14 protein-coding genes and 1 tRNA gene are annotated in these 21,456 nt (G+C 69.1%); 11 read left to right on the forward strand and 4 right to left on the reverse strand.

The features are described from left to right. Positions 1-131: 131 nt before the first annotated feature. Positions 132-797, forward strand: coding sequence for a DegT/DnrJ/EryC1/StrS family aminotransferase (locus J7E89_RS38595; RefSeq protein WP_214980959.1), 666 nt, complete (start codon positions 132-134; stop codon positions 795-797). Here the strand turns inward: J7E89_RS38595 and J7E89_RS38600 are convergent. Further along, on the reverse strand, positions 794-1,714 hold the full coding sequence (locus J7E89_RS38600; RefSeq protein ID WP_251061670.1) for a PHB depolymerase family esterase: 921 nt from the start codon (positions 1,712-1,714) through the stop codon (positions 794-796). The genes J7E89_RS38595 and J7E89_RS38600 overlap by 4 nt on opposite strands. Before the next feature lie 104 nt (positions 1,715-1,818). Here J7E89_RS38600 and J7E89_RS38605 point away from each other — a divergent pair. After that, positions 1,819-1,891: transfer RNA gene (locus J7E89_RS38605), tRNA-Thr, on the forward strand. Between the two features lie 50 nt (positions 1,892-1,941). Here the strand turns inward: J7E89_RS38605 and J7E89_RS38610 are convergent. Beyond that, positions 1,942-4,605, reverse strand: a complete 2,664-nt coding sequence (locus J7E89_RS38610) for a SpoIIE family protein phosphatase (protein WP_214980932.1) — start codon at positions 4,603-4,605, stop codon at positions 1,942-1,944. Positions 4,606-4,871: 266 nt separating this feature from the next. On the opposite strand from J7E89_RS38610, the gene J7E89_RS38615 reads away from it, so the two are divergent. The 9 genes from J7E89_RS38615 to J7E89_RS38655 all read left to right on the forward strand — a co-directional run bounded on the left by J7E89_RS38615 (position 4,872) and on the right by J7E89_RS38655 (position 19,289). Then, positions 4,872-10,415 carry a HAMP domain-containing protein gene (locus J7E89_RS38615; protein ID WP_214980934.1) on the forward strand — a complete coding sequence of 1,848 codons (5,544 nt, stop codon included), beginning with the start codon at positions 4,872-4,874 and terminating at the stop codon, positions 10,413-10,415. 244 nt (positions 10,416-10,659) lie between these two features. Next, complete coding sequence (locus J7E89_RS38620; RefSeq protein ID WP_214980937.1) at positions 10,660-11,346, forward strand: two-component system response regulator; 687 nt, start codon at positions 10,660-10,662, stop codon at positions 11,344-11,346. A 140-nt stretch (positions 11,347-11,486) separates the two neighbouring features. Then, positions 11,487-14,285 (forward strand): DNA translocase FtsK, encoded by a 2,799-nt coding sequence (locus J7E89_RS38625; protein WP_214980938.1) that lies wholly within the window; start codon positions 11,487-11,489, stop codon positions 14,283-14,285. A 202-nt stretch (positions 14,286-14,487) separates the two neighbouring features. Further along, positions 14,488-15,354, forward strand: coding sequence for a helix-turn-helix domain-containing protein (locus J7E89_RS38630; protein ID WP_214980939.1), 867 nt, complete (start codon positions 14,488-14,490; stop codon positions 15,352-15,354). Between the two features lie 123 nt (positions 15,355-15,477). Continuing rightward, positions 15,478-16,980: a 30S ribosomal protein S12 methylthiotransferase RimO gene (gene rimO / locus J7E89_RS38635; RefSeq protein ID WP_214980940.1), complete on the forward strand. Its 1,503-nt coding sequence runs from the start codon at positions 15,478-15,480 to the stop codon at positions 16,978-16,980. Further along, positions 16,977-17,633 carry a CDP-diacylglycerol--glycerol-3-phosphate 3-phosphatidyltransferase gene (gene pgsA / locus J7E89_RS38640; RefSeq protein WP_214980941.1) on the forward strand — a complete coding sequence of 219 codons (657 nt, stop codon included), beginning with the start codon at positions 16,977-16,979 and terminating at the stop codon, positions 17,631-17,633. Before rimO ends, pgsA begins: the two co-directional genes overlap by 4 nt. Then, positions 17,630-18,163, forward strand: coding sequence for a CinA family protein (locus tag J7E89_RS38645; protein ID WP_214980942.1), 534 nt, complete (start codon positions 17,630-17,632; stop codon positions 18,161-18,163). Before pgsA ends, J7E89_RS38645 begins: the two co-directional genes overlap by 4 nt. Before the next feature lie 109 nt (positions 18,164-18,272). Continuing rightward, a complete protein-coding gene (locus J7E89_RS38650; protein WP_028814221.1) occupies positions 18,273-18,653 on the forward strand; it encodes a helix-turn-helix domain-containing protein in 381 nt (126 codons plus the stop codon). Between the two features lie 165 nt (positions 18,654-18,818). After that, entirely contained in the window at positions 18,819-19,289 is a 471-nt protein-coding gene (locus J7E89_RS38655; RefSeq protein WP_214980943.1) for a Dps family protein, read from the forward strand. Between the two features lie 410 nt (positions 19,290-19,699). Here J7E89_RS38655 and J7E89_RS38660 read toward each other — a convergent pair whose 3' ends face one another. Continuing rightward, positions 19,700-20,467 (reverse strand): SDR family NAD(P)-dependent oxidoreductase, encoded by a 768-nt coding sequence (locus tag J7E89_RS38660; protein ID WP_214980945.1) that lies wholly within the window; start codon positions 20,465-20,467, stop codon positions 19,700-19,702. A gap of 128 nt (positions 20,468-20,595) precedes the next feature. Beyond that, positions 20,596-21,393, reverse strand: coding sequence for an Fpg/Nei family DNA glycosylase (locus J7E89_RS38665; RefSeq protein WP_214980946.1), 798 nt, complete (start codon positions 21,391-21,393; stop codon positions 20,596-20,598). Positions 21,394-21,456: the final 63 nt, after the last annotated feature.

Raw genomic sequence — 21,456 nt, forward strand, 5'->3', positions numbered from 1 at the left:
AGTAGGACGCCGCCGAACAATTATTGAACGCTGGTCCCTGAACTTCGGTTCGGGGACCAGCGTTTTTTTATGCCCTGTTACTTGGCGTTCATGTTGTACGACCAGCATCCCCAGACATGGGGACGATCGGAATGCTGAAGTCCGCGGGTGTCGGTGCCGGCGACGAGGTCATCGTGTCGGCGTACGGGAACATCGAGGTGGCCGAGGCCGTGCTGGCCGTCGGGGCGCTGCCCGTGTTCGCGGACATCGACGGTGCGACGTACTGCCTGGATGCGGTCGCGGTGGAGGCTGCCGTGACGTCGCGTACGGCTGCCATCGTCGCCGTACCACGGTTCGGATACCTGGCCGGCTTGCGGCCGCTGCAGGAGCTCGGTCGTCGGCGGGGGCTGCTTGTGTTGGAACATCGTGAAGAGGCGACTCCTGAGCCGCGTGCGGTCGCTCAACGGCAGGTGCACGCCGCCTATCTGGACAGGCGGCTCACCGGCGTACGGACTCCGGAGGCGTGCGCGGGGCACACGTATCAGCAGTACGTTGTGCGCGTTCCCGGGAACGGGCGGCCCGATCGTGATGCCTTTGCCCGCGCTGTTCGGCGCAGGGGCGTGGAGTGTGAGGTGCCCGTGAAGACGCCCGTACACCGGCTGGCCGCCTTCCGGCGGGAGATCTGTCTGCCGGAGGCCGAGCATGCCGCGGACGAGACGCTCGCGCTGTCCGTCGGCGGCTCGCTGTCCCGGCGTGATCTCCAGCGCGTCGTGTCTGCTTGCAATGCGCTGGGTGGGCTCCTCCAACCTGCCTTTTAGGACCTTTGTTTGGGGTGTGAGGTGAAGAACTCCACCATGAGGTCCGTTGCGTTGACGCCGGCTTCCGGCTCGGCCATGTCACCCGGTTCGGCGCCCGGCCAGTTGTGGCCCATGTTGGGGATCCGGTAGGTGACCACTTCTGACGTGTCCGCGCACTTGGCGTGCGTTCGTGTGATCTCTTCCATGAGTTTTTGGGGTGGTGACCCCTTGCAGGCCAGGCGCTTCTCCCACGACTTGATGGCCGTGTCCGCTGTGTCGTAGATCCTGTCCAGGCCGCCGATGAAGGTCATGACGGGGACCGGTGTCCTGGGTATGTAGGCGGCGTCCTGTGTGGCTGGGCCGCTGTAGGCGCCGCTCACCGGGGCGACCGCGGCGAAGACGTCGTGGAGTTCGACGGCGACCTTGAACGACATGTCGGCGCCGTTGGAGATGCCTGTGGCGTAGACGCGGTCCGGTTCGGCTTTCCACTTGTCGACCAGGCGCTTGGTCATGGCCCGGATGAAGCCGACGTCGTCCTCGTCGCCGCAGCAGCTCAGCGCGTTGTAGCCGAGGTCGATGCCGTCGGGGTACGCCACCAGGAGGTTCGCCTTGTCGGCCTTCTTGTTGAGGCCGCTGAGCTTGGTGACGAACTCGCCTGTGCTCGGGTACGGGTGCATGGCGACGATCAGGGGGAGCTTCTTGTCCGGGGTGTAGCCGGGTGGTGCGTGCACCCTGTAGACGCGCTTCTTGCCGTCCCAGGTCATCGTCACCTTCTGGTCGCCGGGGCGCGGTGTCTCGCGCGCGGCGGCGGTCGGTTTCGGCTGCTTCCTCGGCTTCTTGGCGTCGCCCGGTCCGCAGGCGGTGAGTGAGAGGAGTATGGCTACTACAGCTGACCAGAGCAGCGATATGTGCGTGAGCGTGCCGGGGCGGGTCCGCATCCGGGCATGGTGGCAGCGGGGGCGTGGACGGTCCAGAGGAATGGCAGGTTCAGAGCATGGCTGGATTCGGGGTATGATCTATCCCGTTGCCGCAGCGCAGCTAGGCCCCAATAGCTCAGTCGGTAGAGCGTCTCCATGGTAAGGAGAAGGTCTACGGTTCGATTCCGTATTGGGGCTCAACACACGAAAGGCCCCCGCCGGTTGGCGGGGGCCTTTCGCGTACCCGACTACGGGTTGTGCGGCATCGGGACGCGCATGGCGAGGATGGCCATGTCGTCGGAGGCAGGTTCCGCCGCGAAGCGTTCGACCGCACGCAGGATGCGGCCTGCGACCGCGCCGGCCGTCAGGCCCGTACAGGTGGCCAGGACGTCGGCCAGGCCGTCGTCGCCGAGCATGCGGGTGCCCTCGCGGCGTTCGGTGACGCCGTCGGTGACGCACAGGAGTACGTCGCCGGGGTCGAGGGTGACCATCTGCTCGTACAGCTCCAGGTCCTCCATGACGCCGAGCAGCGGCTGGGGTTCGGCGGCCGGTTCGACCGAGCCGTCCGGGCGCAGGCGCAGCGGGAGGGGGTGGCCGGCGCAGACCACCTTCAGGATGGCGCTGCCGTCCTCCTGGGGCCACAGCTCGCCGTACAGGAGCGTCAGGAAGCGGCTGCGGGCGCCCTCGTCGAGGATCGCCGCGTTGAGGCGTTCCAGGACGGCGGGGCCGCCGAAGCCTTCGCGGGCGAGGAGGCGCAGGGCGTGGCGGGCGAGGCCGGTGACGGCGGCGGCCTCGGGGCCCGTACCGCAGACGTCGCCGATGGCGAAGCCGTACGCGCCGTCGCGGATCGGGAAGAGGTCGTAGAAGTCGCCGCCTACCTCGTTGCCCTCGCCTGCGGCTCGGTAGATGACCTCCACCTCGACGTTCGGGACGTGCGGGAGCTCCGGGGGGAGCAGGCTGCGCTGGAGGGACTGGCTGATGGCCATGCGCTCGGAGTACAGGCGTGAGTTGTCGAGGGCGAGCGCGGCGCGGCGGGAGAGGTCCTCGGCCAGTTCGAGGATCTCCTGGCGGAAGTGGTCGTCGGTGGGCTTGCCGAGGGTCAGCATGCCGATGACGCGGTTGCGGGCGACCAGGGGGAGCACGACCGTCTCGCCGCCTACTGCTGCGGCTGTGGCGAGTGTGGTGCCGATGCCCGAGCCGAGGTGCGGGGTGGAGCCGAGGCCGAGACTGCGCATCGACGTACGGAGGGCTGCCTGGTGGGCGGCTTCGCTGGGGCCGTTCCAGATGCGGGCGCCGGGGGTCGGGACCGGCTCCGGGGGGTCGATCTTGGAGAGGAGGGCCTTGAGGCCGTCGATGCGCTCCTCGTCCTCGTGGAGTACGAACGAGAGGTACGGCTCGGAGGACTGGTCGGCGATCGTGTAGACGGCGCACCAGGTCGCCAGGGTGGGGACCGTCATCTGTGCCATGAGGGCCAGGGTCTGGTCGCGGTCGAGCGTACCGGCGAGGAGGTCGGAGGCCTCGACGAGGAAGGAGAGCGAGCCTCTGCGCAGGCGTTCCAGCTCGCCGAGGCGGGCGGATTCGACGGCCAGGGCGATGCGGTCCGCCGCGAACTGGAGGCGCAGGGCTTCTTCGTTCGAGTAGCGGCCGGGGGCTTCGGCGGCGACGCCGAGTGAGCCGGTGAGGCGGCCCTCGACCTTGAGGGGGACGGTGACGACGGAGCGCATGCCGGTGCCGCTGAGGAGCGGGACGGCGCCCGGGACGGCCGTGAGGTCCTCGTGGACGGCGGGCATGCGCGCGGAGCCGTAGCGGCCGGTGCCGGCCTCCACGGGGACGCGGGCGAAGCGCTGGCGGGCGGAGGGGAGGCCGGTGGTGGCCCGTACCTCCAGCTCGGTCTCGTCGTCGGTGGCGAGGAGCAGGAACGCCGAGTCGGCGTCCAGCATGTCGCGGGAGCGCTCGACGGTGCGCTGGAGGAGGCCGTCGAGGTCGTCGGGGGCGGGGGAGCCGATGAAGACCTCGAAGGGGTCCGTGGTGCGGCCCTCGGAGAGCGAGCCCTTTGCGGTGTCGCTGGGGGTGCGCTGGGGGGACTGGAGTACGGCGCGCTCGAAGTCGCGTACGAGGAGGCAGATGGTGGAGGGCTCGCCGGAGGTGTCCCGTACGCGCAGGTGGGAGGCGTAGACGGCGACGGTGCGGCCGTCGGCGGCGCGGACGCCGTAGCTGCCCTCCCAGCGGGAGAGCTGGAGGGCGTCCGCGATGCCGGTGGCGATGCCGGGGGTGTGCGGCCAGGCGGCGAAGTCGGTGAGCTGCTTGCCGGTGACCTGGTCGGCGGCGTATCCGAAGAGCTCTTCCGCGTCTTCGTTCCAGGCGTTGATGGCGCCGGAGCGGTCGATCTGGACGACGGCGACGCGGATGCGGCCGTCGGCGACCGGGAGGAGCTCGACGGGGAGTACGGGGCCGGCGGATCGGATGCCCACCGGGCGTTCGGGGAGGTCGAGTTGGAACCAGACGTGTTTGTTGGTGGGGGCGTACTCGACGCCCCAGCGGGAGGCGAGGGCGGCGCACAGCAGCAGGCCGCGGCCGCCTTCGCGGTCGGGGCTGCCGAAGGACTGGGCCGTGCCCTGGAGGGGGACCTCGCGCTCGGGGTAGCGGTCGCCGACCTCGACGCGGACGCCTTCTTCCGTACGCAGGCAGAGGACGTCGGCGGTGGTGCCGGCGTGGACCACGGCGTTGGTGACGAGCTCGCTGGTGAGGACGACGGCGTCGTCCACGATGTCGGAATACCCCCACCCCTGGAGTGTGTCCCTGACAAAGGCGCGGGCGGTCGCGACGGACCGTCCCACGGGGTCGAAGCTGGCAGCCGCCCGCGCGGTGATCACAGAACTCCTCGTACGCGTCTCGACGCCCCGCTCTGCCATGATCGGCCCGCCCCTCCGGTGCCCGGTTGTGGATCTCGCGTCACCCGCCCCCGCCGGGCGGACCGGGGCGGCTGGACAGCCGGAAGCCAGGTTACTTACCTTCGCTGTCCGAGCGGATGCCGGTCACCAGTGTTTCCGCCTCGGGAGTCCGGGGAGGGGTGTGCGAAGCTGCCGAACTGTTATGGCCTGGTTCGGCCATGGTGAAACACTGGGAAGGCTTCGGGCGAAGCCCGATGAGTACGGTCAACCCCTGCGGGAGGGACACGGTGGAGTCTGGCGCAGCCGCGCGGAGCACCAGCACGCGCGCAAAAGGCGGACGGTCCCGGAACAATGGGACAACCGAAGTGGATACGGCGGCCCTGAACAGGTTGCTGCAGGCCCTAGTGACGATGCGGGACGGCAATTTCCGTAAACGTCTGACGGTGTCGGGCGACGGCGTGATGGCCGAGATCGCCGCTGTCTTCAACGAGGTGGCTGACCGGAATCTGCATTTGACGGGTGAGATCGCCCGGGTGCGGCGCATGGTCGGGCGTGAGGGAAAGCTGGCCGAGAGGCTGGAGACGGGGGCCTGTGAGGGCTCCTGGGCCACTGCGATCGATGCGTCGAACGCGCTGGTCGACGACCTGGCGCGGCCTGTTTCCGAGGTCGGGCGGGTGCTGTCCGCGGTGGCGGACGGTGACCTGGACCAGCGCATGGAACTGCGGTCGCAGAGCTCCGAGGGCACCGAGGGTGCGGGGCATCCGCTGCGGGGCGAGTTCCTGAAGGTCGGGCGTACGGTCAACAACCTGGTCGACCAGTTGTCTGCGTTCACGGACGAGGTGACTCGGGTCGCGCTCGAGGTGGGTACCGAGGGCAAACTGGGTGGCCAGGCCCAGGTGCGCGGTATGTCCGGTTCGTGGAAAGATCTCACGGATTCCGTCAACACGATGGCGTACCGGCTCACGGCTCAGGTGCGTGACATTGCTCTCGTTACGACGGCGGTCGCCAAGGGCGATCTGTCACGCAAGGTCACCGTGCATGTGGCCGGCGAGATGCTACAGCTGAAGAACACCGTCAACACGATGGTCGACCAGCTGTCGTCCTTCTCCTCCGAGGTGACTCGCGTCGCGCGTGAGGTCGGTACGGAGGGTGAGCTGGGCGGGCAGGCCCAGGTGCCCGGCGTTGCGGGTGTGTGGAAGGACCTGACGGACTCCGTCAACCTGATGGCCGGGAACCTGACGGCTCAGGTGCGCGGGATCGCGGAGGTGACGACGGCGGTCGCCAATGGTGATCTGTCGCGCAAGGTCACCGTGAGTGCGCGGGGCGAGGTCGCCCAGCTCGCGGAGACGATCAACCAGATGACCGAGACGCTGCGTACGTTCGCGGACGAGGTCACGCGAGTGGCGAGCGAGGTCGGCGGCGAGGGTCTGCTGGGCGGTCAGGCGCAGGTGCCGGGCGCGGCGGGCACGTGGAAGGACCTGACGGACTCCGTCAATACGGTCTTCCGGAATCTGACGACACAGGTGCGGGACATCGCGCAGGTCACGACGGCAGTGGCCAACGGTGACATGACGCAGAAGGTCACCGTCGATGTCGCGGGCGAGATGCTGGAGCTCAAAAACACCGTCAACACGATGGTGGACCAGCTTCAGTCCTTCGGTTCCGAAGTGACACGCGTGGCGCGTGAGGTCGGCGTCGAGGGTCTGCTGGGCGGCCAGGCGCAGGTGCCGGGCGCGGCGGGGACCTGGAAGGATCTGACGGACTCCGTCAATACCGCTTTCCGGAACCTGACCGGGCAGGTGCGCAACATCGCGCAGGTGACGACGGCGGTCGCCAACGGTGATCTGTCGCAGAAGGTCACGGTCGATGTCTCCGGCGAGATGCTGGAGCTGAAGAACACCGTCAACACGATGGTGGATCAGTTGTCGTCGTTCGCCGACCAGGTGACGCGGATGGCGCGTGACGTGGGTACGGAGGGCCGCCTCGGCGGTCAGGCGCGGGTGGACGGCGTCAGCGGTACGTGGAAGGAACTCACCGACTCCGTCAACTTCATGGCGGGGAACCTGACTTCGCAGGTGCGGCAGATCGCGCAGGTGACGACGGCGGTGGCCCGTGGTGACCTGTCGCAGAAGATCGACGTGGACGCGCGCGGCGAGATCCTGGAGCTGAAGAACACCATCAACACGATGGTGGACCAGCTGTCTTCGTTCGCCGACCAGGTGACTCGGGTCGCCCGAGAGGTGGGTACGGACGGCCGGCTGGGCGGCCAGGCGCAGGTGCCGGGTGTCGCCGGCGTATGGCGCGATCTGACCGATTCCGTGAATGGAATGGCCGGAAACCTCACCGCTCAGGTCCGCAACATCGCGCAGGTCGCGACGGCGGTGGCCCGTGGTGACCTGTCGCAGAAGATCGACGTGGACGCGCGCGGCGAGATCCTGGAGCTGAAGAACACCCTCAACACGATGGTGGACCAGCTGTCGAACTTCGCCGAGCAGGTGACCCGGGTGGCCCGCGAGGTGGGCACCGAGGGCATGCTGGGCGGTCAGGCCGAGGTCCAGGGCGTCAGCGGTACGTGGAAGGACCTCACCCAGTCCGTCAACTCCATGGCCAACAACCTGACTTCACAGGTCCGCAACATCGCCGAGGTGACGACGGCGGTCGCCAAGGGCGATCTGTCGAAGAAGATCACCGTCGATGCCAAGGGCGAGATCCTGGAGCTGGTCACCACCGTCAACACGATGGTCGACCAGCTGTCGTCCTTCGCCGACGAGGTGACGAGGGTCGCGCGTGAGGTGGGCACCGAGGGCATCCTGGGCGGCCAGGCGCGCGTACGCGGCGTCACCGGCATCTGGAAGGACCTCAGCGACAACGTCAACCTGATGGCCAACAACCTGACGTCTCAGGTACGGAACATCTCGCAGGTCTCGGCGGCGGTCGCCAACGGCGATCTGACGAAGAAGGTGACGGTCGAGGCGCGCGGCGAGGTCGCGCAGCTCGCCGACACCGTCAACACCATGGTGACGACGCTGTCCTCGTTCGCCGACGAGGTCACGCGAGTGGCCCGCGAGGTGGGTACGGAAGGCGAGCTCGGCGGCCAGGCGCGCGTGCCCGGTGTCTCGGGTACGTGGAAGGACCTCACCGAGTCGGTGAACTCGATGGCGTCCAACCTGACCGGGCAGGTCCGCCAGATCGCGATGGTCACCACGGCCATCGCCAAGGGCGACATGACCAAGAAGATCGACATCGACGCCCGCGGCGAGATCCTGGAGCTGAAGACGACGATCAACACGATGGTGGACCAGCTGTCGTCGTTCGCCGACCAGGTGACCCGGGTCGCCCGCGAGGTGGGTACGGAGGGCATCCTGGGCGGCCAGGCGCGCGTACGCGACGTGGACGGCACCTGGCGCGACCTCACGGAGTCCGTGAACGAGATGGCCGGGAACCTGACCCGGCAGGTGCGCGCCATCGCGGCCGTGGCCACCGCGGTGACCCGCGGCGATCTCAATCTCAAGATCGACGTCGATGCGTCGGGCGAGATCCAGGATCTCCAGGACAACATCAACACGATGATCGCGAACCTGCGCGACACCACTCTCGCCAACAAGGAACAGGACTGGCTCAAGGGCAACCTGGCCCGTATCTCGGGTCTGATGCAGGGCCGCCGCGATCTCGACGACGTGGCCTCGCTGATCATGAGCGAGCTGACGCCGGTGGTTTCGGCGCAGCACGGCGCCTTCTTCCTGGCCCTGACGACGCGCGGGACGGCCGAGGTGGGCGCGGACGAGGACAGCCCGTACGAGCTGCGCATGCGCGGTAGCTACGGCTACTCGGCCGGCTCGATGCCGACCTCCTTCAAGCCGGGTGAGACGCTCATCGGCACCGCGGCGGAGGAGAAGCGCACGATCCTGGTGGACAACGTGCCGCCGGGCTATCTCAAGATCTCCTCCGGTCTCGGAGAGGCGCCGCCAGCGCACGTGATCGTGCTGCCGGTGCTCTTCGAAGGGAAGGTCCTCGGGGTGATCGAGCTGGCGTCGTTCCAGCCCTTCACGCAGATCCAGAAGGACTTCCTCAACCAGATCGCCGAGATGATCGCGACGAGCGTCAACACCATCAGCGTCAATACGAAGACCGAGGTGCTGCTGGAGCAGTCGCAGGAGCTGACCGAGCAGCTGCGGGAGCGCTCGGCGGAGCTGGAGAACCGGCAGAAGGCCCTTCAGGAGTCCAACGCCGAACTGGAGGAGAAGGCGGAGCTGCTGGCTCAGCAGAACCGCGACATCGAGGTCAAAAACACCGAGATCGAAGAGGCCAGGCAGGTCCTGGAGGAGCGCGCCGAGCAGCTCGCGGTCTCGATGCGCTACAAGTCCGAGTTCCTGGCGAACATGTCGCACGAGCTGCGTACGCCGCTCAACTCGCTTCTCATCCTGGCGAAGCTGCTCGCGGACAACGCGGAGGGGAATCTGTCCCCGAAGCAGGTGGAGTTCGCCGAGACGATCCACGGGGCGGGTTCCGACCTGCTCCAGCTGATCAACGACATCCTCGACCTGTCGAAGGTCGAGGCGGGCAAGATGGACGTCAGCCCGACCCGGATCGCGCTGGTCCAGCTCGTCGACTACGTGGAGGCGACCTTCCGGCCGCTCACCGCGGAGAAGGGGCTCGACTTCTCGGTACGGGTGTCCCCGGAGCTGCCCGCGACGCTGCACACGGACGAGCAGCGGCTGCTCCAGGTCCTGCGCAACCTTCTGTCCAACGCGGTGAAGTTCACCGACAGCGGGGCCGTCGAGCTCGTCATCCGGCCGGCCAAGGCCGACGTACCGAACGCGATCCGTGAGCAGCTGCTGGAGGCCGGCTCGCTGCGCGACATGGACGCCGATCTGATCGCCTTCTCGGTGACCGACACCGGCATCGGGATCGCGGCCAGCAAGATGCGGGTGATCTTCGAGGCGTTCAAGCAGGCCGACGGGACGACCAGCAGGAAGTACGGCGGCACGGGCCTGGGTCTGTCCATCAGCCGGGAGATCGCCAGGCTGCTGGGCGGCGAGATCCACGCGGCGAGCGAGCCGGGCCGCGGGTCGACGTTCACGCTCTACCTGCCGCTGCACCCGAGCGAACTGCCGCCGCAGGGCTACCCGCAGCTCGCGCCCGGCGGCATGGAGCCGCTGCGCGGGAGCCTCCCGGAGGACGCGTCGTCGACGGACGTTCCGCCGCCGGCCGACAACGGGCCCGCCCGGCTGCCCTCGGACCCGCAGACCGGTCCCGCCGGGCTCTTCCGGCGCCGTCGCAAGGCGGTGGGCGCCGCGGATCAGCGGACGGCGCTGCCGGGGCAGGCCGGTCAGAACGGTCAGCCCGGGCAGGCCGGTCAGGCCTCGGCCGGGGAGCAGGCGCAGGCTCCCCAGGAGTCGTGGTCCGCGAGCGGTCAGGAGGCCGCGGCGCCACAGACGCGTCGCGGCATCATGTTCTCCAACGAGAAGGTGCTGATTGTCGACGACGACATCCGCAACGTCTTCGCGCTCACCAGCGTGCTGGAGCAGCACGGGCTCTCGGTGCTGTACGCCGAGAACGGCCGCGAGGGCATCGAAGTCCTGGAGCAGCACGACGATGTGACGGTCGTACTGATGGACATCATGATGCCGGAAATGGACGGTTACGCGACGACGACGGCGATCCGCAGGATGCCGCAGTTCGCGGGGCTGCCGATCATCGCGCTGACGGCGAAGGCGATGAAGGGCGACCGGGAGAAGGCCATCGAGTCCGGTGCTTCCGACTACGTCACGAAGCCGGTTGATCCCGACCATTTGCTCTCGGTAATGGACCAGTGGATGCGTGGGGAGTGATCGTAGGCTGTGCGAATCTGGGCGGGTTGCTGACTGACTGTGGCCGAAGGCGTGTGAGTCGGCGGTATACGGGGAACCTTCTGGTCTCCCACCGCGTTTCTGCTACGTGCGCAGTGACATCGCGGTGACAGGGTGTGGCGACAGGCGGGGTGCGGCTACCATGACCGGCACAAGGACGGGCGACGCAAGAGAGTCGTCCCCTGGGGCGGCGCCCGGTGCACTGCCGGGGCGAGGAGGGCGGGCCATGGTGCAGAAGGCCAAGATCCTCCTGGTCGATGACCGGCCGGAGAATCTGTTGGCGCTGGAGGCCATCCTCTCTGCGCTCGATCAGACACTGGTACGGGCATCGTCAGGGGAGGAAGCGCTCAAAGCGCTGCTGACGGACGACTTCGCGGTCATTCTGCTGGACGTTCAGATGCCGGGAATGGATGGTTTCGAGACCGCCGCGCACATCAAGCGGCGAGAACGGACCCGGGACATCCCGATCATCTTTCTCACCGCCATCAACCACGGTCCGCACCACACCTTCCGGGGTTACGCGGCGGGCGCGGTGGACTACATCTCGAAGCCGTTCGACCCGTGGGTGCTGCGCGCCAAGGTCTCGGTGTTCGTCGAGCTGTACATGAAGAACTGCCAACTGCGCGAACAGGCCGCGCTGCTGCGCCTCCAGCTGGAGGGCGGCGGTCAGGCGGGCGGCGTGGGCGACACGAAGGAGCCCGCCGGGCTCCTCGCCGAACTCTCCGCGCGGCTCGCCGCCGTTGAGGAGCAGGCCGAGGCGCTCTCCAAGCAGCTCGACGACGAGTCCGCGGACGCCGCGGCCGTCGCCACTGCGGCTCACCTCGAGCGTAAGCTGACGGGCCTGCGCCGGGCGCTCGACGCGCTCGAACCTGGTACCACCGGCGCGGCGCCCCCGTTTCCTTCGCAGCACTGACGGACGTACCGACGACGTACTGTCGGGCACGGCAGGCCGCGTGAGGCGGCGTCAGTTTCTCGCCTCCCGCGCCACGACACGAACGGGTGAAGCGGTGGGCACACGTGTCCGTCGCGGCCCGCACCGGTAACCTCACCACCATGGCCTCACGTACGTCCGGCAAGGGTTCCCAGGGCACGGCGGGCACCGCGAAGCCGCGCGCCGGCCGTACCACCGGCGCTCCGAAGAAGGCGGCGCCCGCAAAGAAGACCGCCGCCGCGGTGAAGAAGACCGCGCCCAAGACGCCCGCCAAGAAGGCGCCTGCCAAGAAGGCGGCGGCCAGGCCCGCGCCCAAGGCGGCGCCGTCGCCGACCGGCGGCGTGTACCGGCTCGTCTGCGCTCTCTGGCTGGGCCTCGCGCACGGCGTGGGCGCGCTGTTCCGCGGAATAGGGCGTGGCGCGAAGGGGCTTGACCCGGCGCACCGCAAGGACGGCGTCGCACTGCTTCTGCTCGGCCTCGCGCTGGTCGTCGCCGCCGGTACGTGGGCGCAGCTGCGCGGCCCGGTCGGCGACCTGGTCGAGATGCTGGTGACCGGTGCGTTCGGGCGGCTCGATCTGCTGGTGCCGATACTGCTGGGCGTCATGGCCGTACGGCTGATCCTGCATCCGGAGAAGCCCGAGGCCAACGGCCGGATCGTCATCGGGCTGTCGGCCCTCGTCGTGGGCGTCCTCGGACAGGTCCACGTGGCCTGCGGATCGCCCGCCCGCGGCGACGGCATCGAAGGGCTGCAGGACGCCGGCGGCCTGATCGGCTGGGCCGCCTCCACGCCGCTGATCTTCACCATGGGCAGCGTCCTCGCCGTACCGCTTCTCCTGCTGCTCACCGTGTTCGGGCTGCTGGTCGTGACCGCCACGCCGGTCAACGCCATCCCGCAGCGGCTGCGTCAGCTCGGAATCATGCTGGGGATCCTCCCGGCGCCGCCGGAGGAGTACGACTTCGAGGACGACGAGCGGTACGACGAGCAGTGGCGCGAAGCGCTTCCCGCCGGCGCGCGCCGCTCGTCCGCGCGCCGGGGGCCGGCGCCCGCGGAGTACGACGCGGACCTCGCGGAGGAGGAGGCGCTCACCCGGCGCCGCCGGCCCCGCAGGGCCGCCGCGCAGCCCGCGTCGGCGTCGCGTGCCATGGAGCCCATGGACCCCATCGACTTCGCCGCGGCGGCCGCTGCCGCGCTGGACGGCGCCGTACTGAACGGGCTGCCGCCCTCGGCGCTCGTGGCCGATCTGACGCAGGGGGTCACGACCGAGCGTCCCGCCGCTGTGCCGCCCGCGCGCGAGGGCGCCGGGAAACCGGAGCGTACGCCCGTTCCCGCGGTGGGTGCGGGTGCCGCGTCCGGGGCCGGCTCGAAGGTGGCCGACCTGACCAAGGCGCAGCCCGAGGTCTCCCAGCCGCTGCCGCCTCGCGCCGAGCAGCTCCAGCTCGCCGGGGACATCACGTACTCCCTGCCCTCCCTGGACCTGCTGGAGCGCGGCGGTCCCGGCAAGACGCGCAGCGCGGCGAATGATGCCGTCGTCGCCTCGCTGACGAACGTCTTCACGGAGTTCAAGGTCGACGCGGCGGTCACCGGCTTCACCCGGGGGCCGACGGTGACGCGGTACGAGGTGGAGCTCGGCCCGGCCGTGAAGGTGGAGCGGATCACGGCGCTCGCGAAGAACATCGCGTACGCCGTCGCCAGTCCGGACGTACGCATCATCAGTCCGATCCCCGGCAAGTCCGCCGTCGGCATCGAGATCCCGAACAGTGACCGCGAGATGGTCAAGCTGGGCGATGTGCTGCGGCTCGCGGACGCCGCCGAGGACGACCATCCGATGCTGGTCGCGCTCGGCAAGAACGTCGAGGGCGGCTACGAGATGGCCAACCTCGCGAAGATGCCGCACGTGCTGGTGGCGGGCGCCACCGGGTCGGGAAAGTCGTCCTGCATCAACTGCCTGATCACCTCGATCATGGTGCGGGCGACCCCCGAGGACGTACGGATGGTGCTGGTCGACCCGAAGCGGGTCGAGCTCACGGCGTACGAGGGCATCCCGCACCTGATCACGCCGATCATCACCAACCCCAAGCGGGCCGCCGAGGCGCTCCAGTGGGTCGTACGGGAAATGGACCTGCGCTACGACGACCTGGCGGCGTACGGCTACCGGCACATCGACGACTTCAACCAGGCCGTGCGCAACGGCAAGGTGAAGCCGCCTGAGGGCAGCGAGCGGGAGCTTTCGCCGTACCCGTACCTGCTGGTCATCGTCGACGAGCTGGCGGACCTGATGATGGTCGCGCCGCGCGACGTCGAGGACTCGATCGTCCGCATCACCCAATTGGCCCGCGCGGCGGGCATTCATCTGGTGCTCGCCACCCAGCGGCCATCCGTGGACGTCGTCACCGGTCTGATCAAGGCGAACGTGCCTTCGCGGCTGGCCTTCGCGACCTCTTCGCTCGCGGACAGCCGGGTCATCCTCGACCAGCCGGGCGCCGAGAAGCTCATCGGCAAGGGCGACGGTCTCTTCCTGCCGATGGGCGCGAACAAGCCGACCCGTATGCAGGGCGCGTTCGTCACCGAGGACGAGGTGGCGGCGATCGTCCAGCACTGCAAGGACCAGATGGCGCCCGTCTTCCGGGAAGACGTCGTGGTCGGGACGGCGAAGAAGAAGGAAATCGACGAGGATATCGGTGACGACCTGGACCTTCTGTGCCAGGCGGCCGAGCTCGTGGTGTCCACGCAGTTCGGCTCGACCTCGATGCTCCAGCGGAAACTGCGTGTCGGTTTCGCAAAGGCGGGCAGGCTCATGGATCTGATGGAATCTCGGAACATCGTGGGGCCGAGTGAGGGATCGAAGGCGCGCGATGTACTCGTGAAACCGGATGAATTGGATGAAATGCTCGCTATGATCCGGGGAGATTCTCACCCGTAAGAGAACGGCGAGCAACCGTTTCCCGTGTTCGTACGTCCAGTTGAGGGGAGGGGGAGACAGATGGTGTCACCATCGGGCTGCCCGGCCGTTCTGACGAGCGGTTCTGATGGCGTACAAAGTCCGCCCTCCCAGTTGCCTCACGCTTTCGTACCACCCCTAGACTGAACACCCAGCAGGTGGCTCACGCTCGAAAGGCGCCCTCGTGTCCATCGGCAACTCTCCCGAAGACGACCGCCCTTCGATCGAAGATGACCGGTCCTCGATCGAAGACGACCGGCCCTCGATCGAAGACGACCGGCCCTCGATCGGACGCGCTCTCCAGCAGGCCCGCGTTGACGCGGGTCTGACCGTCGACGAGGTCAGCGGCTCGACCCGGGTGCGCATCCCCATCGTGCACGCGATCGAGCAGGACGACTTCAGCCGCTGCGGCGGCGATGTGTACGCACGCGGACACATCCGTACGCTCGCGCGCGCCGTAGGCCTCGACGCGGACGCTCTGGTCGCGCAGTACGACGACGAGCACGGCGGACGTCCCGCGCCCACGCCCGCCGCGCCGCTCTTCGAGGCGGAACGGATCCGTCCCGAGGCGCGCCGGCCCAACTGGACCGCGGCCATGGTCGCCGCGATCGTCGCCGTCGTGGGCTTCGTCGGCTTCACGCTCTTCAACGGTGGCAACGGCAACGGCGGCTCCACGGACGTGGCCGGCGGCTCCACGCCCGCCGCCACCAAGCCCGCGAAGCCGGCCCCGACCAAGCCCGTCGACCCGAAGCCCGACCCGTCGGACAGTGCCATCGCGGCCGTCCCGCAGGACCAGGTGACGGTCGCCCTCACCGCCAAGGACCGCAAGAGCTGGATCTCGGCGAAGGACCACAACGGCAGGCTGCTCTTCGACGGCCTGCTGGAGAAGGGCGACTCCAAGACCTTCACGGACAAGGAGAAGATCGAGCTCGTGCTCGGTGACGCCGGGGCGATGCAGCTGTTCGTGAACGGCAAGGAGGTCGGCGACAAGTTCCAGCCGGGACAGGTCGAGCGGCTGACGTACACGAAGGGCGACCCCGAGGTCGGCTGACCTGGACGCCTCCCGGGCCGCGAGCAGGCCGGGAAGGCGGGGCCCGGCCCGGATTTCGGGGGCGCCGGCCCCGTGGAACCCTCGCGGCGGGGGCGCGCGCCGGGACAAAGTAGTCTTGAGCCCATGCCCGAACGCCGCACCGTCGCCCTTGTCACTCTTGGCTGCGCCCGTAATGAGGTGGACTCGGAGGAGCTGGCAGGCCGCTTGGCAGCGGACGGCTGGCAGCTCGTCGAGGACGCCTCGGACGCGGACGTCGCCGTCGTCAACACCTGCGGATTCGTCGAAGCCGCCAAGAAGGACTCCGTCGACGCCCTGCTGGAAGCCAATGATCTGAAGGATCACGGCAAGACCCAGGCCGTCGTCGCCGTGGGATGCATGGCCGAGCGGTACGGCAAGGAACTCCAGGAAGCGCTGCCGGAGGCCGACGGCGTACTCGGATTCGACGACTACGCCGACATCTCCGACCGCCTCCAGACCATCCTCAACGGCGGCATCCACGCCTCGCACACCCCGCGTGACCGGCGCAAGCTGCTGCCCATCAGCCCCGCGGAGCGCCAGGACGCCTCCAGCGCCTCCGATGTGGCCCTTCCCGGGCACGCTCAGGACACGCCTCCCGAGGACCTGCCCGAGGGCCTCGCGCCGGCCTCGGGACCGCGTGCGCCGCTGCGGCAGCGTCTGGGGAACAGCCCGGTCGCTTCCGTGAAGCTCGCGTCCGGGTGCGACCGCAGGTGTTCCTTCTGCGCCATTCCGTCGTTCCGCGGATCCTTCATTTCACGGCGCCCCTCCGACGTACTGGGGGAGACGCGCTGGCTGGCCGAGCAGGGCGTCAAGGAGATCATGCTGGTCTCCGAGAACAACACGTCGTACGGCAAGGACCTCGGTGACATCCGGCTGCTTGAGACGCTGCTGCCGGAGCTGGCGGAGGTCGACGGCATCGAGCGGGTACGGGTCAGCTACCTGCAGCCCGCGGAGATGCGGCCTGGCCTGATCGACGTACTGACGTCCACGCCGAAGATCGCGCCGTACTTCGACCTGTCCTTCCAGCACTCGGCGGCCGGTGTGCTGCGCTCGATGCGGCGCTTCGGTGACACCGACCGCTTCCTGGAGCTGCTGGAGACCATCAGGAACAAGGCGCCGCAGGCCGGTGTGCGGTCGAACTTCATCGTCGGATTCCCCGGCGAGAGCGAGGCGGACCTCGGCGAGCTGGAGCGCTTCCTCACGGGTGCCAGACTGGATGCGATCGGCGTCTTCGGGTACTCCGACGAGGAGGGCACCGAGGCCGTCACGTACGACAACAAGCTGGACGGCGAGGTCATCGCCGAGCGGCTCGAGCACATCTCGCGGCTTGCGGACGAGCTGACCGCCCAGCGGGCCGAGGAGCGGCTCGGTGAGACGGTCGAGGTGCTCGTCGAGTCGGTTGACGGCGAGGACGGCGCGGTGGGGCGTGCGGCGCACCAGGCGCCCGAGACGGACGGACAGGTGCTGTTCACGTCCGGCGAGGGCCTGACGGTCGGCCGTATGGTCGAGGCGAAGGTGGTCGGTACCGAGGGCGTGGACCTGGTGGCGGAACACTGCGACCTTCTGGGAGGCGACCCCCAGACCCCCGACGAGGAGGCAGGCAGATGACCGGAGTCCCGGCATCCGCTGCCGGTGGAACCGGCGCGAAGCCGGCGCCCGGCGGCAAGCTGGGCGCTGCGGCCGTCAATCAGGCCAGTCTGTGGAACATCGCCAACATCCTCACCATGATGCGGCTGGTGCTGGTGCCCGGCTTCGTGATGCTGATGCTTCAGGACGACGGGTACGACCCGGCCTGGCGTGCGTGGGCATGGGCGGCCTTCGCCGTTGCGATGATCACCGATATTTTTGACGGGCATCTGGCCCGCACGTACAACCTGGTCACCGACTTCGGGAAGATCGCCGACCCGATCGCCGACAAGGCGATCATGGGCGCGGCGCTGATCTGCCTGTCGGCGCTCGGCGACCTGCCGTGGTGGGTGACGGGCGTCATCCTCTTCCGGGAGCTGGGCATCACGGTGCTGCGCTTCTGGGTGATCAGGCACGGGGTCATTCCGGCCAGCCGGGGCGGCAAGATGAAGACGCTCCTGCAGGGTGTGGCGGTCGGGATGTACGTGCTGGCGCTGACGGGGCCGCTCGCGACGCTGCGGTTCTGGGTGATGGCGGTGGCGGTCGTGCTGACCGTGGTGACCGGGCTGGACTATGTGCGCCAGGCCGTGGTGCTGCGGCGGGCCGGGATCGCGGCGGAGGAGTCGTCGCGGTGACGGGTGGCGCTGTTGTACGGGCGAGTGGTGCCGCGGAGGTGCTGGAGCTGCTGGCCGGCCGGGGCGAGACGCTCGCTGTCGCCGAATCGCTCACGGGCGGCCTGGTGGCCGCGGAGCTGACTTCCGTGCCTGGTGCTTCAAGAGTCTTCCGCGGAGCCGTCACGGCGTACGCCACGCAGCTCAAAAGGAACATCCTCGGCGTCGACGCGGCCCTCCTGGAGCAGCGCGGAGCCGTGGACGGTGAGGTCGCGCGGCAGATGGCCGCAGGGGTGCGGCGGGTCCTCGGGGCCGACTGGGGAGTCGCGACCACGGGTGTCGCGGGGCCCGAAGCCCAGGACGGGCAGCCTGTCGGGACCGTGTTCGTGGCGGTCGCGGGGCCGGACGGCGCCGGGAAAGTGGCCCGGTTGAGGTTGAACGGTGACCGGGCGGTAATCCGTATGGAGAGTGTACGGAGAGTATTGACCCTGCTCTGCGACGAACTGAATGAAAATGCGCGGGCACAGGATACGGAACAGAACGGGGGGAATTGATGTTTGCAGCCCTGAGTGAACACGACATCGCTCCCCGCACGGCCGCAGCGCGAGGCGGTACGGTGGGGCGTGAAGGATGCGGCTACGCGGTCCGAGGAGGGAGCCACCGATGATTCTGCTCCGTCGCCTGCTTGGTGACGTGCTGCGTCGGCAGCGCCAGCGCCAGGGCCGTACTCTGCGCGAAGTCTCCTCGTCCGCCCGAGTCTCACTCGGCTATCTATCCGAGGTGGAGCGGGGGCAGAAGGAGGCATCCTCCGAGCTGCTCTCCGCTATCTGCGACGCGCTTGACGTACGGATGTCCGAGCTCATGCGCGAAGTGAGTGATGAGCTGTCGCTGGCTGAGCTGGCGGAGTCGGCTGCGAGCGAGCCGGTGCGTCCACCGGTACGCCCGATGCTCAATTCCGTTTCGGTGACGTCGGTGGCAGGTGTGCCACCGGAGCGGGTGACGATCAAGGCACCCGCGGAAGCGGTGGACGTGGTCGCCGCCTGATTGCGGCGATTTCGGTCTGAGGCTTGCGGAAGAGCCCCGGTGGGTCCTGAGGGACCCCCGGGGCTTTTTCATGCCTTCGAGTGACCGTTTTGGGGGGTATGTGCCATGGTGGTGGGAACTGTGAAGGGTCGGTCGAATCAGTCGGTTTCCTGAGGAGGAAAACGGATGTCTGTCGTGAAGAGCAGCCTGGCCGAGGCGGATCTCAAGGTGGTGGGCGAGGCCCTGCAGGGGGCGCTGGTGGACCTCGTGGATCTCTCGCTGGTCGCCAAACAGGTCCACTGGAACGTGGTGGGGCCGCGATTCCGGTCCGTACACCTGCAGCTCGACGACGTGGTCGGCTCGGCGCGGCAGCACTCCGACTTGGTGGCCGAGCGGGCCTCGGCGCTGGGTGTGAATCCGGACGGGCGGTCAGCGAGCGTGGCGCGTGCGACGGCGATCCGGGAGGTGCCGTCGGGGTGGATCAAGGATGTGGACGCCGTACGGATCCTGGTGGACGCGCTCGGGGTCGTGGTCGGGCGCATGCGGGAGCGGATCGACGTAACCGCTGAGCCGGATCCGGTGACCCAGGACATCATCATCGGGCTCACGGCGGACCTTGAGAAGCATGCGTGGATGTTCCAGGCCGAGAGCGCGTAGAGCGCGAGGCGTGGTTGGTGCGGTTGGTGTGCGGTGCTGGTGGATGCGCGGTTCGGGTGGGTGCGCCGGGTGTGCTTCCGGTGCGCCCTCCCGCCGTGTGCGGGGGCCCGCATAGCGTCGGGCGGAGGAGGCGGCCATGGCATGGCGTGACTTCCGCGGACGCGGGGCGGTGCTGGTGCCGGCGTTGGTGTTCGGCGTGGTGTGGTGGGGTGCCGTGCTGCGGATGGTGCTGGTGCCGGAGCGGACGGGGGTCGTGGAGGGCGCGGTGGCGGCGGGCGGCTGGGGGCTGAGCCTGCTGCCGGTTCACGTGGTTTCGGCAGCCGCGGCCGGGGTGGATTCGCGGCGTCGGCGACGCGGGCGGGGGCGTACGCCGGGGGCGGTATTGCGGCGGTGCGGGGTTACCGGGGCGGTTACCAGGGCATTGCGACGCCGCCGTTCGGGTGGAGGATCTGGCCCGTCGTGAAGGCGGAGGCGTCCGACGCCAGGTGGAGTACCGCGTGCGCGATGTCCTCGGGCTCGCCGACGCGGCCCAGCGGGGACGCGCGGACCACGGCGGCTTCGGCCCGGTGCTGGAGTACCGCGTCGTGGCGGTCGGTCATGGGGGTGCGGATCCAGCCGGGGGCCACGGCGTTCACGCGGATGGAGTGGGGGCCGAGCTCGGTGGCGAGTGTCCTGGTGAGCTGTACGACGGCTGCCTTGGCCGTGCTGTAGCAGAGCAGGCCGGCGTTCGCCGCGTCGACTGCGCCCGATGCCATGGTGATGATGCTGCCAGGAGTGTTGGTGGCGATCATGGCGCGGGCCGCCTCCTGGCATGCGTACAGAACACCCTTGAAGTTGACCGCCAGGACGCGGTCGAGGTCTTCGTCGCGGGTCTCCAGGACGGTGCTGCGGTGCATGATTCCGGCGATGGCGGCGAGGATGTCGAGACGGGGGCCGGCTGCGGAGACCGCCGCCGCGAGCTGGGTTCGGTCGGTTACGTCCAGGCGGTGGGGGTGCGCGGTTCCGCCCGCTTTGGTGATCAGGGCGGTGGTCTCGTGGAGGCCGCTCTCGTCGAGGTCCGCGCAGTGGACGGTGGCGCCGGCTTCGGCGAGGAGTAGTGCGCAGGCCCGGCCTATGCCGCTCGCGGCGCCGGTGACGAGTGCGGTGCGGCCGGTGAGGTCGTACGCCTTGAGGGGCATGCGGGGACGGTACGGCTGGACCTGACGGGGCGTCAACTGGTGTGTCGGGTCTGGGCTGGGTGTCGGGCGTGCTTCGTCGAGCGTGCTTCGCGCGTTGGTCGGGTTGAGGACGCGTTGGGGCGCCGTGCTTACGGGGTGGGGCCCGACTGGCAGCGGGGGCACCAGTACGTGGGGCGTGCGCGGCTTCCGTCGCCCTGGTCGGCGTGGCGGATCGGGGTGCCGCAGCGCAGGCACGGGCGGCCGGCGCGGCCGTACACGTAGAGGAGTGGGGTGTGGGCGCGTTCGCGGAGGGTGGTGCGACGGCCGGGGCGGTCGCGGTTGGCCTCCAGGAGGCGTTTGGCGGCGGCGACCAGGCGTTCGGGGGCGGGGAGTTCGCCGATGGGGAGCCAGGGGGTGACGCGGGCGAAGAAGCACAGCTCCGACTTGTAGACGTTGCCGATGCCGGCGAGATTGCGCTGGTCGAGGAGGGCTTCGCCCAGGGGGCGGGCGGGGTCTGCCAGGAGGCGGCGGAGTGCTTCGTCGGCGTCCCAGTCCGGGCCAAGGAGGTCGGGGCCGAGGTGGCCGACGGCCTGGGCTTCGTCCTGGGTCCGGATGAGTTCGAGTACGGGGAGGCGGTAGCCCACGGCGGTGTGTTCGGGGGTGCCGAGGACGGCGCGGATCTGATGGGCCGGGCCGCCGCGCCATCGCTCGTCGGGGGCGTAGATCGTCCAGGCGCCGTCCATGCCGAGGTGGGAGTGGAGCGTGAGGCCGCCCTCGATGCGGGTGAGGAGGTGTTTGCCGCGAGGGGTGACGTCCAGGACGGTGCGGCCGGTCAGGTCGGCGGTGGCGAACCGGGGGACGCGGAGGTCGGCGCGGGTGAGGGTGTGTCCGGCGAGGGCGGAGTGCAGGTGCTGGGCGGCCTGCCAGACGGAGTCTCCTTCGGGCATGGGTCCATCATGCGGTGGAGTGGGACGGGGCAGGGTAACGAGCCCGGCAGGGACCGCACGACA

The sequence above is a fragment of the Streptomyces sp. ISL-100 genome (assembly GCF_018614615.1).
Taxonomy (GTDB): domain Bacteria; phylum Actinomycetota; class Actinomycetes; order Streptomycetales; family Streptomycetaceae; genus Streptomyces.